General features: G+C 69.2%; 9 protein-coding genes and 1 pseudogene. 8 read left to right on the top strand and 2 right to left on the bottom strand.

Going from position 1 to position 16,471, the window contains the following annotated elements; translation table 11 throughout:
* Positions 1-99 precede the first annotated feature (99 nt).
* Positions 100-1,071, top strand: a complete 972-nt coding sequence (locus C1703_RS36405) for a fumarylacetoacetate hydrolase family protein (protein WP_114256834.1) — start codon at positions 100-102, stop codon at positions 1,069-1,071.
* Complete coding sequence (locus C1703_RS36410) at positions 1,068-1,835, top strand: SDR family oxidoreductase (protein WP_114256835.1); 768 nt, start codon at positions 1,068-1,070, stop codon at positions 1,833-1,835. Before C1703_RS36405 ends, C1703_RS36410 begins: the two co-directional genes overlap by 4 nt.
* A gap of 632 nt (positions 1,836-2,467) precedes the next feature.
* On the opposite strand, the pseudogene C1703_RS36415 reads toward C1703_RS36410, so the two are convergent.
* Positions 2,468-2,994, bottom strand: a pseudogene (locus C1703_RS36415) (peptidase S8); the annotation flags it as partial.
* Positions 2,995-3,705: 711 nt separating this feature from the next.
* Here C1703_RS36415 and C1703_RS36425 point away from each other — a divergent pair.
* The 6 genes from C1703_RS36425 (at position 3,706) to C1703_RS36450 (ending at position 12,766) form a co-directional block, all read left to right on the top strand.
* Positions 3,706-6,003, top strand: a complete 2,298-nt coding sequence (locus C1703_RS36425) for a ricin-type beta-trefoil lectin domain protein (RefSeq protein WP_232840693.1) — start codon at positions 3,706-3,708, stop codon at positions 6,001-6,003.
* A gap of 355 nt (positions 6,004-6,358) precedes the next feature.
* The gene (locus C1703_RS36430; protein ID WP_232840694.1) at positions 6,359-7,924 is read left to right on the top strand and encodes an RICIN domain-containing protein; all 1,566 of its coding nucleotides are present in this window, start codon (positions 6,359-6,361) and stop codon (positions 7,922-7,924) included.
* A gap of 299 nt (positions 7,925-8,223) precedes the next feature.
* On the top strand, positions 8,224-8,757 hold the full coding sequence (locus tag C1703_RS36435) for a 2,4'-dihydroxyacetophenone dioxygenase family protein (RefSeq protein WP_114256839.1): 534 nt from the start codon (positions 8,224-8,226) through the stop codon (positions 8,755-8,757).
* A gap of 30 nt (positions 8,758-8,787) precedes the next feature.
* Entirely contained in the window at positions 8,788-10,137 is a 1,350-nt protein-coding gene (locus C1703_RS36440) for an MFS transporter (RefSeq protein ID WP_114256840.1), read from the top strand.
* Positions 10,134-11,297, top strand: a complete 1,164-nt coding sequence (locus C1703_RS36445; RefSeq protein ID WP_232840695.1) for a 2,3-butanediol dehydrogenase — start codon at positions 10,134-10,136, stop codon at positions 11,295-11,297. The genes C1703_RS36440 and C1703_RS36445 overlap by 4 nt, the downstream gene beginning before the upstream one ends.
* A 512-nt stretch (positions 11,298-11,809) precedes the next feature.
* Positions 11,810-12,766 carry an AraC family transcriptional regulator gene (locus C1703_RS36450; RefSeq protein ID WP_232840696.1) on the top strand — a complete coding sequence of 319 codons (957 nt, stop codon included), beginning with the start codon at positions 11,810-11,812 and terminating at the stop codon, positions 12,764-12,766.
* 155 nt (positions 12,767-12,921) lie between these two features.
* Here C1703_RS36450 and C1703_RS36455 read toward each other — a convergent pair whose 3' ends face one another.
* Positions 12,922-16,284 carry a discoidin domain-containing protein gene (locus C1703_RS36455; protein WP_232840697.1) on the bottom strand — a complete coding sequence of 1,121 codons (3,363 nt, stop codon included), beginning with the start codon at positions 16,282-16,284 and terminating at the stop codon, positions 12,922-12,924.
* Positions 16,285-16,471 lie beyond the last annotated feature (187 nt).

Here is a 16,471-nt window from a genome sequence, read left to right on the forward strand (position 1 = left end):
AGTCCCCGGGGACGCGGTGGCCCTGTCAGCCGCCCTGACGCCCTTGCCGCGTCCCCGGTCTCCACCGCTGTCGAAGACCGCCGGAGCCTGGAGCCGTGCATGCGTTTCGCCACCTATGAACACCGACACCAGCGCCGGGTCGCCGTCGTGGAGGAGGACGGCACCCTCCACCCGGTTCCCGGGGCGCGCTCGCTCACGGAGCTGATCAGCTGCGGCGACGGACTCGACGCGCTCCTGAGCGCCGGGGCCGCCACGCTCGGCGTCCCGCCGGGCCCTCACGTGTCCGAGGTGCGGCTGCTGCCACCGCTTGAGCCACCCACCGTGCGGGACTTCGTCACCTTCGAGGAACACGTCGAAGGAGTACGGCGGTCCGTGGACGGCGTCGGCGGGGTGCCCGAAGCCTGGTACGACGCCCCGACGTTCTACTTCACCAACCCGTACGCCGTCATCGGCGCCCACGACGACGTCCCGGTGCCGCCGGGCAGCGAAGTCCTCGACTTCGAGCTGGAGGTCGCCGCCGTCATCGGCCGGGAGGGGCGGGACCTGACGCCGGAGCAGGCACGGGACCACATCATCGGCTACACGGTCTTCAACGACTGGTCGGCCCGCGACCTGCAGTCCCGCGAGATGCAGGTCCGCCTCGGCCCGTGCAAGGGCAAGGACACGGCCGCCACCCTCGGCCCGTACCTGGTCACCGCCGACGAGCTGGAGCCGTACCGCGACACCGACGGCTTTCTGCGCCTGGCGCTGACCGCCTCGGTGAACGGCGAGGTCGTCGGCGAGGACCTGCTGTCCAACATGAGCTGGACCTTCGAGGAGATGGTCGCCTACGCCTCGCGGGGCACCGTCGTCCGCCCCGGCGACGTGCTCGGCTCCGGAACCTGCGGCAACGGCGGCTGCCTCGCCGAGCTGTGGGGCGTCCGGGGCGAGCAGTCCCCGCCCCCACTGAAGCCGGGAGACACCGTCACCCTCACCGTGGAAGGCATCGGCACCGTCTCCAACACCGTGGTCGCGGGCAGGAATCCGGAGCCGCTGCCGACAGCCCGCCGCCGTACCCGGGAGCGGCCGTGAACGACCTGCACCCCAACAGACTCCTCGGCAAGGTCGTCGTCGTCACCGGCGCCGCACGTGGCCAGGGTGCCGCCGAGGCCGAGGCCCTGACCCGCGAAGGCGCCCGCGTCATCGCCACCGACGTGACTCGGGCCCCCGGCTGCCGCCACCTCGACGTCACCGACGAGGAGCACTGGGCACAGCTGGCCGCCGAACTGAAGGAGTCGTACGGCCAGGTGCACGGCCTGGTCAACAACGCGGGCATCACCTGGCGCGCCCGCCTCGGCGACGTGACCCCCGACGACCTCGCCCGCGTCCACGCCGTCAACGTCACCGGCCCGCTCCTTGCCATCCAGCACCTGACGCCGCTGATGCCGCCCGGCTCGTCCATCGTCAACGTCGGCTCCACCGCCGCGCTCACCGCCCACTACCCGGTCGCCTACACGACCAGCAAATGGGCACTGCGCGGCCTGTCGAAGACCGCGGCCACGGAGCTCGGCCCGCGCGGCATCCGCGTCAACACGATCCACCCAGGCTTCATCGAGACCGAGATGACCGCTTCCGCCGCGCCCGCCTTCCGCGAGGCGAACATCCGCGAGACCCCGCTCGGCCGCACCGGCACGGTGGACGAGGTCGCCCCGCTCGTGGTCTTCCTCCTGTCCGACGAGTCCTCCTTCATCACCGGCGCCGAGATCCCGGTCGACGGCGGACTCACCGCGCACGGCGGCGTCAAGTCCATCTCGGACACCCTGCGTTCGGCTGCTGCGGGCTCTACGGCGAACTGAGAACGGCTGGTGGGCAAAGCGGTCCTGGCATCGGCACGAACCGCGGTCAGGGACTCGCGAAGGCACCGCGCTTCGCGGCCGAGGCCATGACCGCGATCGACGGGGACCTGCGGTACGAGTGGGCGCCGAGACGCTTGCGGCGACACCCGCGTTCCCCGCGCCGACGCGTGGCCGACGGCCCACGTCGCCGGGCCGCACAGGGTGGGGGCCCACATCGCCTGGCCGCACACGGTGTGCGGTCGCGGCCGCGTCATCGCCGTCAGGTGGCCGCCGCCATGCTGCGGTTCTGCAAGACGGCGTCTTCGAGCCGGAGGCGCTACGCCGGACCCACGAGCTGTTCGGCCACGAAGTCCTTCCCCGGCTGCGTGAGGCAGAGATCGATCGACCCCGGAGATGAGTGAGTCCGGCGCCCTCGACTGGTGAGACGATCTATGCGGCCAGTCTTTCGGCGAGGGTCCGTGCTGCCGCTGATGCGGTGACCGGAACGAGCCGCGGAGTTCGCCCGGCGGGTCCGGTCGCCCGGCCCGGCCGGTGGCCGCCACCCGGCAGATGTTCCCGCACAGCACCGGGCAGGGTCGGTCTGCCGGAGACCGTGCCTCCGGCAGACCGACCCGCTCAGTGGCCCACGGGCCTCACTTGCCGTAGTAGGCGTTGTGGACCGAGATCGTCGACTTGTTGCCCTTCTTGTCGGTGATCTTGGCGCGGAGGGAGACGCCCTTGCCCTTCGCCGGGTTCCTGACGGTGATCCTCCCGTTCCTGACGTCGGTCTTCTTCCAGGTCCTGCCGTCGTCGTAGGACACGTACACCGCCAGGGACTTGAGGTTCCGGCCCGCGGCCGCGCCCTCGACGGTGACCGGGTAGGTGACCGTCCTGCCGGCCGGGACGCGGCTGTCCAGGCCGACGGGGGCCTTGAAACGGACCGAGGAAACCGGGAGTTCGGTCACCCCGGCCGTCGGCCGCTTCGAGTGGAAGGTCCAGCTCGCGTCGATCCGTGTCGAGGCGGTGTGGACCTTGGTGCTGCGGCTGGCCGAGGTGGTCAGGGTGTACTCGGCTGCGCCGGCCGGGACCTTGAACGTGGCCTTCCCGGTGAGGGGGTCGGTGTTCGAGCCGAACTCGTGCCGTTCCGGTACAGCGTCGTGCGTACCGAGGTCAGGTCGGAGTACGCGTGGTGGCCCTGTTGGTCCAACGGTCGTGCGCCCGCGCCTCAGGCTACCGGCGAACATTCTTCTCCTCCGTCTCCTCCCGGCTCGTACACCGCCAGTAGTGGCCAAGGACGGCCTGGATCAGCTGGTGCAGGCCATGGCCCGGTCCCCGCCGGGACGCAGAGCGCCCCGGACGACGTGCTCCACGGCGTCGGCGGCCGACGCCCTCGCGCGCCGGCGCCCAAGTCCCGACGGCCTCGACGCTGCGTCCCCCGACTCCGTCCTGCGGAGTGTGAACCCATCGAGGCTCTCTTCCGTGCTCATGATAGATCGGATCTCTTGTCGGTTCATGGGATGGGAGGAGGGCTCTTGTTCGGCAGTCTCACGTGGGCGGCCACGCGGAGCGGGTCGGCCGCCACCTGCTCTGTCAGAAGCATTGACGCCGAACAAAATCGCCCATACTTTCGGCGCCCGAAGCTTTGAAGGTTGCCTGGACGTTGGGCCAACAACCCCAGGCAAGCTGGCAGTTACTCATCTCAGGAGGCGGTTGTGCCAAGGAGCCGCTCATCCACCAACCCTCCTTCTTCAACGAAACCCGTCATAACCAAACAACTCAAGGAGAACGAATGCTGATCCACGGACACCCGCCGACTGGGCGCGGCCTACGCCGCCGCCTACTGCGGACACTCGCCATGGTGTGCGCCCTCGTCATCGCAATGATCGGATCCATGCTCACCGCCGCCCCGGCCCAGGCCGCGACGTCGATCACCCTGGACGGCGCCTCGGGCGGGCGCACCTTCGACGGCATCGGTGCCATCAGCGGTGGCGGGGGAAACAGCAGACTGCTGATCGACTACCCGGAGCCGCAGCGCAGCCAGATCCTGGACTACCTCTTCAAGCCGAACTACGGCGCCGATCTGCAGATCCTCAAGACGGAGATCGGCGGCGACACCAACTCCACCAGCGGCGCCGAGCCGAGCATCGAGCACACCAGGGGCACGATCAACTGCAATGTCGGCTATGAGTTCTGGCTGATGGAGCAGGCGGTCGCCCGCAATCCCGACATCAAGCTGGCCGGCCTCGCCTGGGGTGCGCCGGGCTGGATCGGCGGCGGCAACTTCTGGACCGCCGACATGATCGACTATCTGATCTCCTGGCTGGGCTGCGCCAAGTCGCACGGCCTGAACATCAGCTACCTGGGCGGCTGGAACGAGCGCGGCTACAACATCGGCTGGTACAAGAACCTGCGCTCGGCGCTCAACTCGAACGGCTACTCGTCGGTCAAGATCGTGGGCTCGGACGACCACAGCTGGGACATCGCCAACGACATACTCGCGGATCCCTCGTTCGCCTCCGCCGTGGACATCATCGGCGCACACTACCCGTGCGGCTGGCTCACCCCCCAGACCTCCTGCCCGAGCTCCGCCAACGCCAAGGCCACCGGCAAGCAGCTGTGGGCCAGCGAGAACGGCTCGCACGACTACAACAGCGGCGCCGCACCCATGGCTCGCGCGAACAACCGGGACTACATCGACGGCAGGATGACCGCGACCATCAACTGGCCGCTCATCGGCGCCATGACGCCCAACCTGCCCTACGCGACGACGGGCCTGATGGTCGCCAACCAGCCCTGGTCCGGCTGGTACTCCACGGGCCAGAGCCTGTGGGTCACCGCTCAGACCACCCAGTTCACCTCGCCGGGCTGGAAGTACCTCGACAGCTCCACCGGCTACATCGGAGGCAGTGCCTCCAACGGCAGCTACGTGACCCTCAAGTCCACCAACAACCGCGACTACAGCACCATCATCGAGACCACCCAGGCCTCCGCCGCACAGACGCTCGACTTCACGGTGACCGGCGGCCTGTCCACCGGGACCGTCCACGTCTGGTCGACCAACGTCAACTCCACCGACTCCTCGACCGCCATGGTGCGCCGCAGCGACATCACCCCCTCCGGGGGCGCCTACTCGCTCACCGTCCAGCCGGGGTACGTCTACACCATCACCACCACGACAGGGCAGGGCAAGGGCACCGCCACCAGTCCGGCGAAGGGCTCGCTGGCACTGCCGTACGCCGACTCCTACGACAGCTACGCGACCGGCACCCAGGCGAAGTACGTCCAGGACCAGCAGGGCGCCTACGAGGTCGTCGGCTGCGGGGGCGGACGCTCCGGAAAGTGCGTCCGCCAGATGTCGGCCCAGGCGCCGATCACCTGGGCGCCGCTGTCACACCCTTACGCACTCTTCGGTGACCTGGGGTGGAAGGACTACCAGGTCTCCAGCGACGTGCTGCTGGAGAGCGCGGGCTTCACCGAGCTGATCGGCCGCGCCACCTGGCAGCACTCCTTCGGTCCGGAGGGCCTGAACGGCTATTACCTGCGGGTCAGCAATACCGGTGCCTGGTCCATCCTGCGCAACGACACCGACAACAACTTCGTGACGCTGGCCAGCGGTACGGTCGCCGCGCTGGGCACCAACTCCTGGCACAACCTGAGGCTGGGCTTCCACGGCAACAGGATCACCGCCTGGATCGACGGCGTGAAGGTGGGGTCGGTCAACGACGGCACCTACACCGAGGGGCAGGCCGGCTACGGCAACAGCCAGGGACAGACGGGCCAGTTCGACAACCTGTCGATCGGGTCGACCACGAAGGTCGTCGGCGTCGGGTCCGGCCGCTGCCTGGATGTGCCGGGCTACAACGAGACCGACGGCACCCTGATGCACCTGTGGGACTGCCACGCCGGTGACAACCAGCAGTGGACCTTGACCTCGGCCAAGGAGCTGCGGGTCTTCGGCGACAAGTGCCTGGACGCGAAGGACCATGGCACCCACAACGGCACACCCGTGGAGATCTGGTCCTGCAACGGCGGCGGCAACCAGCAGTGGACCGTCAATGCGAGCGGCACCGTGGTGGGAGTCGAGTCCGGGCTCTGTCTCGATGCCGTCGAGGGGCGCACCGCGAACGGCACCGGGATCCAGCTCTGGTCGTGCCACGGCGATGCCAACCAGCGGTGGACACGGAGCTGATCCGAGCCGCGCACCGGCTGCTGCCGGCGTGACCGCGGCTGCGGCGCCTTGCGGGGCAGGCCGCCTTCGTCGGCCGGGCCGCGAGGCCCGATGCCCACCCCGGTGACGCGGCAGTAGCCACATTCAACAAGACCGAGGTTCCGCCCGAGTCGGCCCTTCCGGCGGCTCGGGCGGTTCCCCCGGCGTGCCGACTCCTGCGACGAGACGGAGCCGAACGGCTCCGGACGGGCGCGTCGGCTTCACCGTCACCCGCAGGACCGATGAGGAGAAGCACGACATGCGAACAGGGTTGATGAGAAGGTCCCGGAACAGGACGGCTTCAACGGGAGCCGCGGCTCTCGCCGTCCTGGGACTGTTGCTCGTCCCGGTCGACGCGGCCACCGCCGCCACCGGACCGCAGGACGGCCATGTGTACGCGCTGACCGCAGCGCACAGCGGCAAGAACGCACAGGTCCAGTCCGCTTCGCCGTCCGACGCGGCTGCCGTGGTGCAGAACACCCCCTCCGGCGGCCCGAACCAGCTGTGGCAGGCCGTCGCCCACAGCGGAGACGGGTCGTTCTCGCTGGTGAACATCAACAGTGGTAAGTGCCTGGACGTGAGCGGAGCGTCCACCGCGGCGGAAGCGCGAGTCATCCAGTGGTCGTGCACCGGCAACAGCAACCAGCGCTGGACCTTCAGCGGCTCCGCGATCGTTTCCGTCAACAGCGGAATGTGCCTCGACGTTCCCGGCAACTCCACGGCCGACGGCACGGCGCTCATCCAGTGGCCGTGCACAGGCAACCCCAACCAGCAGTGGAGCCTCACCGAACGCCCCCGGGTCGTGGCCTTCGGCCCCAGCATGACCGCCGGCGGTGAGACCTTCTCCGAGCAGACACTGCGGATGGTCGTCCACACCAGCGTCGCCGGTTCCGGGGTGCGGATCCGGCTGTCCAACCTGCGCAGCACCACGCCGCTGTCCGTCGGCGCCGTCGACGTGGCCGTGCGCTCCAGCGGCGCGGCAGCGGTACCCGGCACCCACCGCACCGTGACCTTCGGCAGATCCGGCAACCCGACCATCCCCGCCGGGGCGGAACTCACCAGCGACGTCATCCCGATGACGGTCACCGCGGGGCAGGACCTCCTGGTGAGCGTGTACCTGCGGGGCGACACCGGCGCCTCCACCTTCCACCGTGACGCCTACCAGACCTCGTACCGGTCGGCGGCCGGTTCCGGCAACCACGCCAGTGAGGACGCCGCCAACAACTTCACCACCTCCATGTGGAGCTGGCACTACCTGTCGGGCGTGGACGTCGTGCCGACGGCCGTGACCACCGGAACCGTGGTGGCCTTCGGCGACTCCATCACCGACGGCGCCAGCACCACCTTCGACGCCAACCGGCGCTGGCCGGACCGCCTGGCCGCCCGGCTGCAGGCGGAGAGCGGCGGCCAGCGGTTCGCTGTCGCCAACGCGGGCATCGGCGGCAACATGGTGCGCGCCGATGCCGGCTGGGCTCCCCAGGGACTGGCCGGCAGGGTCCGGTTCGCACACGACGCCCTCGGCCAGCCGGGCGTACGCAACGTGATCTTCATGGAGGGCATCAACGACATCAACAACAACCCCTCCCTCACCGCCGACCAGCTGATCGCCGGATACCAGGACATCATCGCGCAGGCACACGCCGCCGGCGTGAGGATCATCGGCGGCACGATGCTGCCCTACTCTTCGCAGAACAGTGCACAGGCCGGCATCCGGACAACAGTGAACAACTGGATCCGCACCAGTGGCGCGTTCGACGCCGTCGTCGACTTCGACGCCGTCATCCGCGACCCGAACAACCATGCCCGGATGCTGCCCGCTTACGACAGCGGCGACCATCTGCACCCCAACGACGCCGGAATGGCGGCCATGGCGAGCGCCATCGATCTGTCCATGCTGCGCTAGTGACCTGCGTCGGAGGTTCGTCGTCGGTTCGGTATGAGTCGTCCGGGTCCGAAGATTCCGCAGTCGGTGACCGATGCCCAGCGGGCGGTGCTGGAGGGCTTGCCTCCCAGCCATGTGATCACCCGCCGCGAAGCCGTGAATTCTGCCTCACCAAGATCACTCAAGGGAGGCGGCGCTGGATCTGCGTGTGCGGCGTCGGCATGTCCCAAACAGGCAATCCGCCATGTCTGCCAGGGGAAAGACCTGGACTCGGCTCCGGGGGTTCACTGTCGGCCACCTCGACGAAAAGGAGCCGCAACATGCCCGAGGAAGCCACGTCGGAATTCTGGAAGGGCCTCAAGCCGATCGCCGACTCGATGAAGCCCGACGCACAGCCGGAGGTCTATCTGTCCCAGGTGGCCACCGACGACGACCGGTACTACGCCCCGCTCAGCGAGAGCGTGGGATCGCGCCCGCTGTGGATCAACGTCAAGGACAACTCCTGGGCCGACATCCTCTGCGCCAAGCAGGCCGGACTCGTCAACCGCCACTACCACCCCCACGAGGTGTTCGCGTACACGATCTCCGGTAAGTGGGGGTACCTGGAGCGGCCCTGGACCGCGCGGGCCGGTGACTTCGTCTACGAGGCGCCGGGCGAGGGGCACACGCTGGTGGCCTACGAGAGCGACGAGCCGATGAAGGCGTTCTTCATCGTCAAGGGTCCCTTGATCTGGCTGGACGAGGACGGCGGAACCATCGGCTACTTCGACGTCCACGACTACATCGAGCTGTGCAGGAACCACTACGAGAAGGTCGGCATCGGCGCCGACTACGTCAACTCACTCTTCCGGTGACCCCGGTCCCACCGCTCGAACGAGGTTCCGATGTCACGTATCCGTACCCGTGTGCGGCCCGACGCCGAAGCGCCCGCGGCCATCGACGGCGCAGCCCGCCGCTATGAGAACCGGCTGCTGCTGATCCTCTTCCTGGCCTTCGGATTCGTCTTCTTCGACCGCCAGGCGTTGCCCTTCCTCGCCCCGTACATCGCCAAGGACTTCCACCTCTCCAACACCGAGCTCGGCACACTGTCCGGAGTGCTGGCCCTCACGTGGGCACTGTCCGGGCTGGTCACCGGCCGTCTGTCGGACAAGCTGGGCAGACGCAAACCCATTCTGATCGCCGCGGTGGTCCTCTTCTCCTGCTTCTCCGCGGCGGGCGGGCTGATGACCGGCTTCCTCGGTCTGCTCGTCGCCCGGGCCCTGATGGGCGTGGCGGAGGGTGCCGTGCTCCCGCTGGCCCAGTCGCTGATGGTGGAGGCGTCCCGGGAGAGCCGTCGCGGTCTCAACATGGGGCTGCTCCAGGGCTCGTCGGCCGGTCTGATGGGCGGCATCCTCGCCCCGCTGGCGGTGGTGTGGATCGCCGAGCTCCACGGCTGGCGGACAGCCTTGCTCGTGACGATCGTGCCGGGTCTGCTCATCGCGGCCTGGATCGCGAAGTCGGTCAGGGAGGTGCCGCCCGGCGGCCGGGCCCGGATCGCCGCCACTGACGCCGATGCCACCTCCGAGACGGCCGTCGGCCCGAAGCCGTCGGTGCGGGAGGTTCTGGGACACCGCAACATCGTCCTGTGCATGGCGGCCGCATGCTGCTACCTCACCTGGTTCGTCGTCATCGTCACCTTCACCCCTACCTACCTGCTGACCGTCAAAGGCTTCTCCTCGAGCACGATGAGTGGAGTCATGACCTGTCTGGGCTTGGGGTGGGTGCTGTGGGGGTTCCTCACCCCGGCCGTCTCCGACCGCATCGGCCGCAAGCCGACCATGATCGCCTTCTCCGCGACAGCGGCCCTGTGTCCGCTCGCGGTGGTCTACGTCACCGATCCGGTGGCGCTGGGCCTGGTCGTCGTCCTCACCTACACCGGGCTCGGCTGCTTCACCCTGTTCATGGCCACCATTCCCGCGGAGACGGTGCCCCGTGGCGCGCTGGCCACCGCACTCGGGCTGGTCATGGGAGTCGGCGAACTGGCCGGTGGCTTCCTCGCGCCGGTGATCGCCGGGCGCGCGTCGGACGTCTGGGGCCTGCAGACGGCCATGTTCATCTCCGCCGGCGGCGCCGTCGCTGTTGTCCTGCTGTCCCTCGGTCTGCGGGAGACCGCGCCGCGGGTGCTGCGCCGACGGGCCGAGCGGGCCGCGGCAGCGCCCGGCTCGGGCGCAGTGGTGGCGGGAGCGGCCGAATGAGGGCCCACACGCGGCGCATGCAGGCCGCCGTCTGGTACGGAGCCAGGGACGTCCGCATAGCCGAGGTGGACGTTCCCACGCCCCGGCGCGGCGAGGTGCTGATCGAGGTCGCCTACTGCGGCATCTGCGGCAGCGACCTGCACGAGTACGCCGACGGGCCGCACGCCATCCCCGTCGCCGAGCCGCATCCGGCCTCCGGCGCCACAGCTCCGCTCGTCCTCGGCCACGAGTTCTGCGGAACGGTGGCGGCCCTCGGACCATCGGTGACCGGCCTCGCCGTCGGTGACCGGGTGGCGGTCGAACCGAACTACCGGTGCGGGGAGTGCCCACGGTGCCGGGCAGGTGAGTACAACATCTGCCGGCACTTCGGGTTCGCCGGGCTGATGGGGAACGGCGGCATGGCCGAGTACGCCGCCATCCCCGCCTATATGGCGCACCGCCTCCCCGATGACGTGTCGCTGGAGCAGGCCGCGCTCTTCGAACCGGCCTCGGTCGCCCTGCACGCGCTACGGCGCGCCGGGACCACACCCGAGACCGTGACGGTGGTCGGCCTGGGCCCGGTCGGCCTGCTCACCGTCCGGCTCGCCGCCGAACGCAAGGTGCGGCGCATCGTCGCCGTCGACGTTTCCCCCGCTCGCCTGCACCGCGCGGCCGGGCTCGGCGCCACCGATCTGATCGACGCGGACCCGGAGGAAGGCGCCGGGGAGCGGATCCGTGAGCTGACCGGCGGAGAGGGCGTCGATGTCGCGTTCGAGGTGGTGGGATCCGAGAGCGCCCTGCGCACCTGCCTGGCCGCGACCCGGCGCGGCGGCCGGGTCGTCCTCGTCGGCCTGGCCCCGGAGGTGTCCCTGGACACCTTCGCACTGGTCAACAACGAGCAGTCGATCGTCGCCAGCGTCGGCTACCGCGACACCTATCCGGAACTCATCCGGCTCGTCGCGGAGCGAGGGCTGGACCTGACACCCGTCGTCACCTCGACCATCGCTCTGGATGGCTTGGTCCCCCACGGCTTCGAGGCCCTGCTGGACGGTCCCGGAAACCAGGTCAAGATCCTGGTCGACCCGGGCGCACACCGTGACCGCCTCCACCGCCTCGTCCCCTGCGTCGCGTCAGCCGGGACCGCGACGGACAGGACCTCAGACTGCGAGAAGAGGGGCTGAAGAGGTGCTGAGGTCGGCTCACCGCGATCAGCAGGCGTGGCCCAGGAGGGGTGCCCCCGGCTCGCACCCCGGGGCGGTGCCTCCCGGGCTGACCGGCTCCGGGTGACCAAGCACACGACGGACGGCGGTCTGCTTCCCGCACTCACTCGCCGCCTCCTGCGGCAACGGGGCGGTCTTCCCGGTCGACGGCGATTCCCCATCGGAAAGCCTCCGGTCGATGACGGCTCCCCAACCGTCTGAACCGTTCGGCACGCCGGACGGCGGCCGTTCTCACCCGACCGCGGACGCACAGCCCCGCCAGTGCGAACGCCGGGCTTGGCTCCGGGGCGCGACCCGTGACGCGGCAGCGCACCGGGGGTACCCTCGCCGGGAGACACCACCAGGCACCTCCGACGGCCCCTCACGTCAGAGCACGAGGCCCAGGCCAGCGGCCGCATCGACTCCCTGTCGTCACGGCAGAGCGGTCCTGCGCCACAGTCCTCACGGACGCACGGGCTGGAAAGGAGATTCAGGTGAACCTGCCTATCGTCTCCCGCGTGTCCACGCAGTCGGTCGATCCGGCGGACCGCATCGACTTCTGGGAGGAACACAACCGACAGGCTCTGGTGGGCCTGACCTGCTCGTCGTACTCGCGGGAGGGCCTGCTGGCCACGGAGACGAACGTCGAGCTGGGCGACCTGCGGCTGGCCGAGATCGCCGGCAACGAGCACGTCATCGAACGGACCCCACGGACCTGTCGGACCCTGCCGAAGGACTCGATCTTCGTCACGCTGCTGACAGCGGGCTGCGGGGTGTTCTTCCACGAGGGCGGCTGCGTCACCCTGCAGACGGGCGACCTGATCCTCTACGACACGCGGCGGCCCTATCTGTTCGGGTTCCCCTCTCCCATGCGGCAGCTGCTGGTGGACATCCCCCGTGAGGTGTTCGCCGCGCAATGTGCCCCCGGCGAGGTGTCCGCGCCGATACTGCTCGGCAGGGGGTCGGCCGCCGAAGGCGCGCAGGCTTCCGCACTGGAGGCGGTACTGGCCGACTGGGTCACGGGGCAGGGCGGAGAGGACTCGGTCAGCACCGAGGCCACCGTGCTGGACCTCGTCCGTACGCTGGCCGCACCGAGGCTGGGCGGTGTCGCGCCACCCGCCATGCTCTCCCAACTGGCGGTGGCCAAGGACTACATAGCCCGGCACCTTGCCGACCCCGGGCTGAGCTCGGGGCGAGTCGCCGAGGCGATCGGAGTGTCCGCGCGGCACCTCAGCCGTATCTTCCAGCCGACCGGGGTGAGCCCCTCCCGGTACATTCTCGAACAGCGGCTCGGCAAGGCCCGGCAGGTGCTCGCCGACCCCGGCTCCCGCCATCTGACGATCGCCGAAGTCGCCCACTGCTGGGGCTTCGCCAGCCAGGCCCACTTCACCCGGGTCTTCCGGAGCCGTTTCGGCCGCACCCCGGGGGAAACGCGTCCGTTCATCCCCTAGAACCGCGGCTGCGGCGCGTCGGGGCTGGAGGTCCCCCCCAAGGGCGCAGGTCGAGACGCTTCGGGAACTGCGATGCGACGTGCACAGGCCTGGGGGCCCGCGGCGGTGAGGTCGGGGTGAGGGACCAGCACCGCCGCACGTTTCGGGATGGCCTGCTACTTGATGCGGATCTCGGCGAGTTGGAGGCGGTACTTGCTGGTCTCGTCCGAGGCGGGCCTGCCGAGCTTGGAGACCTTCAGGCGTAGATAGCGGCCGGTGGCGGAAGTGAGGGTGTAGGTCTGAGCGGCTCCGTTGGGGTTGGGCTCGGCAGTGATGGTGCGGGCGGTGGTGTAGGTTCCGGAGCCGTCGGGGCGCGTCTGGATGGTGAAGTCGACGGGGAAGCCCGCTGTGCCGCCGCCGGCTGCACCGGCGTCCGTGCGCGGGTGGAGAGTGACGGAGCCGATGGCCCGGTCTGCGCCGAGGTCGAGCTCGATCCAGACGGGGTTCGCGCTGACGTCGGCGGAGGGGAAGTCGATGCTGGTGAAGCCCCTGGCGCCGGTCACGCTGGTGAGCTTGCCGTCGAGGACGCGTGTCTTGCCCCAGTCGCCGTTCTCCAGCGTGTAGTTGGCGGTGACGGTGGTCGCGGCGGTGGGGACGGTGAGTTCGGCGAGCTGGAGGCGGTACTTGGTCGTCTCGTCGACGGGAGGGGTACCGAGCTTGGTGGCTTGCAGGCGTACGTAGCGGGCGGTCGTGGTCGTGAAGCCGTACGTCTGCACGAGCCCGCCCGGGTTGGGTTCGGCGGTGACCGTGCGGACGGTGGTGTAGGTGCTCGACCCGTCGGGGCGGGTCTGGATCGTGAAGTCGACGGGGAAGCCCGCCGTGCCGCCGCCGACCGCCGGGGTGTCGGTGCGCGGGAAGAGCCGCACGGCGTCGAGGTCGGTGTCGGCGCCGAGGTCTACCTCCACCCAGACGGGGTTCGCGCTGACGTCGGCGGAGGGGAAGTCGACGCTGGTGTAGCCCTTGGCGCCGGTCACGCTGGTGAGCTTGCCGTCGGTGAGCCTGTTCTTGCCCCAGTCGCTGTTCTCCAGGCTGCTGTTGCTCGTGACGGGCCGGCCGAGGGCGAGGTTGTCGAGGCGGCCGGCGCCGGTGACGGTGAACGTCCAGCTGCCCGGCTTGAGGGTGAAGTAGACGTATGAGGAGTCCTTGCTCGCGTAGCTGAGACCGGAGACGCTGCCGGTGGCGGCGCCGCCCGTGAAGACGGTGGTTCCGTTGGCCTTGATGGCCGGTGAGGATCCACGGTACGTCGGGACACCCACTCGCGCGGTCGTGCCGTTCGGGGAGGTGAGGGCCAGGGTGACCCGGTCGCCGTCGCGCGTGATGCCGAAGCGGATGTCGCCCTTGACGGTCGGCGTGACCGTGTTGATCTTCGTGAGGGTGCCGGTCTGGGGAACGACGTCGTACGTCTCCCAGCCGGGCTTGGTGGGACGGACGCCGGCGGCGTAGGCGGACAGGGTGTACAAGGGTCCGCCGTTCCAGGCGTGGTTGTCGGTTCCACCCGACTTGTCCCAGATCTCCCACAGCGTGTAGCAGGTGGGGTCGGCGACCTGGGCGGCGTAGCGGTTGCGCATCCGCTCCTCGGCGACGGTGGCCGCGCCCATCAGATACAGCGCCTCCAGGACGTAGAACTCCATATAGGGGCTGGCGTTGAGGTGGGTGCGCAGCACCTCGGTGATCGCCCGGTAGCGGGAGGCGGGTGCGAGGCCGGCGACGACGGCGAGGCCGTTGGCGCGGTCATCGGTGTCGCCGTTGTAGCCGGGTGAGCGGTACTCGTTCCTGGAGGTGTTCCACAGAACGCGGTCGAAGTTCGCCTTGATGCTGTCGCGCTTGGCCTGCCAGGTGGCGACGTCGCCGCTGTTGCCGCTGAGGCCGGCGAGGGTGATGGCTGTGTCGAGGGCCAGGTAGTACCAGCAGTTGTCCAGGACGCGGGCGTCGATGTTGCTGCCCCAGTCCTCCCAGTCCCAGTCCCCGGCGCGGTGGCTGACCAGCCCGGCCGAGTCCAGACTCCACAGGTTCAGGTACGCCTTCACCGCCGGGTAGGTGCCGGAGACGGCGTCGGAGTTGCCGGTGTAGAGGTGGTAGGTACCGAATGCCCACACCGAGGCGAGCATCTGGACGGGCAGTTCAGCGGTCCAGATGGTGGACGGGATCGGCGAGTAGAGCACGCCGCCGGGCTTCTGCCAGGCGGTCAGCTCGGCGATGGCCTTGGCGCCGAGGGCATGGGAGCGGGTGTCGAAGGTGTAGAAGCCTTCCTTGAGCTGGTTGACCACATCGCCCCACCACTGGGCGCGCTCGCGGGTGGGGCAGTCCATGTAGTTGTCGCGCATGTTGACGTACATGGTGCGCGCCGCCTTGCCCCACAGGGTGTCGAAGAAGGCGTCGTTGCTGCTGAACGATCCAGCGAAGTCGGTGTCGTAGCCGGACTCCCGGTACTTGAGATCCAGGATGGTGACGCCCGTGGGGATGGTGTACTTCACCGCCGTGCCGCTCATCCAGGCCAGCGCCTCGAACTCCTGGACCCCGCCCTTGCAGACGTAGGTGGCGCGAATGTTGTTCTCCGCCCCGGGGGTGAGGCCGGTCAGGCCGTCGCCGTCGGCGTAGTGGTCGGTCTGCATGCCGATCACCGCGCCGGCCGGAGCGTCCACCTTCAGATACGGCGTGACCTGGAGGTTCGAGGGCAAGGTGGCTGTGATGGCGGTCGCTCCCTGTCCTGTGGACGGCAGCGACGACGCGTTGCCGTAGGACTTGAGGCCCGAGTACCGGAACTGTGGGACCGGCCGCCGGACGAGATCGTTCCAGGGCGCGGCACCGGCGGCTCCGAAGTCGGTGGGGGCGCTCCACGCGCTGTCGTCGAAGCCGGCCGACTCCCAGGCGGTCATGGCCGTGGCGTTGCGGGCGTCGTAGTAGACGTTCGACTCGGGCAGGCGGAAGTTGACCTGGGTGCCGCTGGTGTTGTTGGAGTAGCCCGGGTGGACGATGTGCTTCCAGCTGGTGTCGCTGACGATCCGGGTGGTGGTGGAACCGGTGGTGATGTCGGACTGGAACAGCAGACCGCCCTTGCCGCTGCTGCTGTGTGAGAACCCCTGCTTGCCGAAGTACCACACCAGCAGCGCCACCGTGTTGCGGCCGCTCGTGAGGTACGGGGCGAGGTCGATCTCGTCGTAGTAGGTGCCGGTGCGGTTGGGGCCGCGCTTGAGCTGGCCGTCGAAGACCACGAGCGTGCCGTTGACCCACAGCCAGTACTTGGAGTCCGCCGCGATCTGCGTCACCGCCTTCGACGGCGCGGAGGCCAGGGTGAACGATCTGCGGAACGCCACCCACTGGTTCGTCGAGCTGGACGGAGCCCAGATCCACTTCGCGGTCCAGGAGACGGCGGCCGACGCCGCGGGAGCGAGCCCGGGCAGAAGTGCCGAGCCGAGGGTGGGCGCGAGCGCCACGGCTATCGCCGAGCGCAGGACGGACCGGCGCGTTACAGAGGACATGCGGGCTCCTGCTGTCGATGTGCGGTGATGTGGGGGTTGGGAGGCGTCCTGGGGACCGGGGAAGAGGGGGTGCGGCGACACCGCACTTTTGAATCGTTTCATTCACGTGTTTGCAGCGGGAATTCTTTGCCGCTTGGCGAGAAGGTGTCAAGGTCCGTGCAGGCGGAATTCGGCCGTGGCGTGCCGA

Source organism: Streptomyces sp. Go-475 (genome assembly GCF_003330845.1).
In the GTDB taxonomy this organism is placed as follows: Bacteria; Actinomycetota; Actinomycetes; order Streptomycetales; family Streptomycetaceae; genus Streptomyces.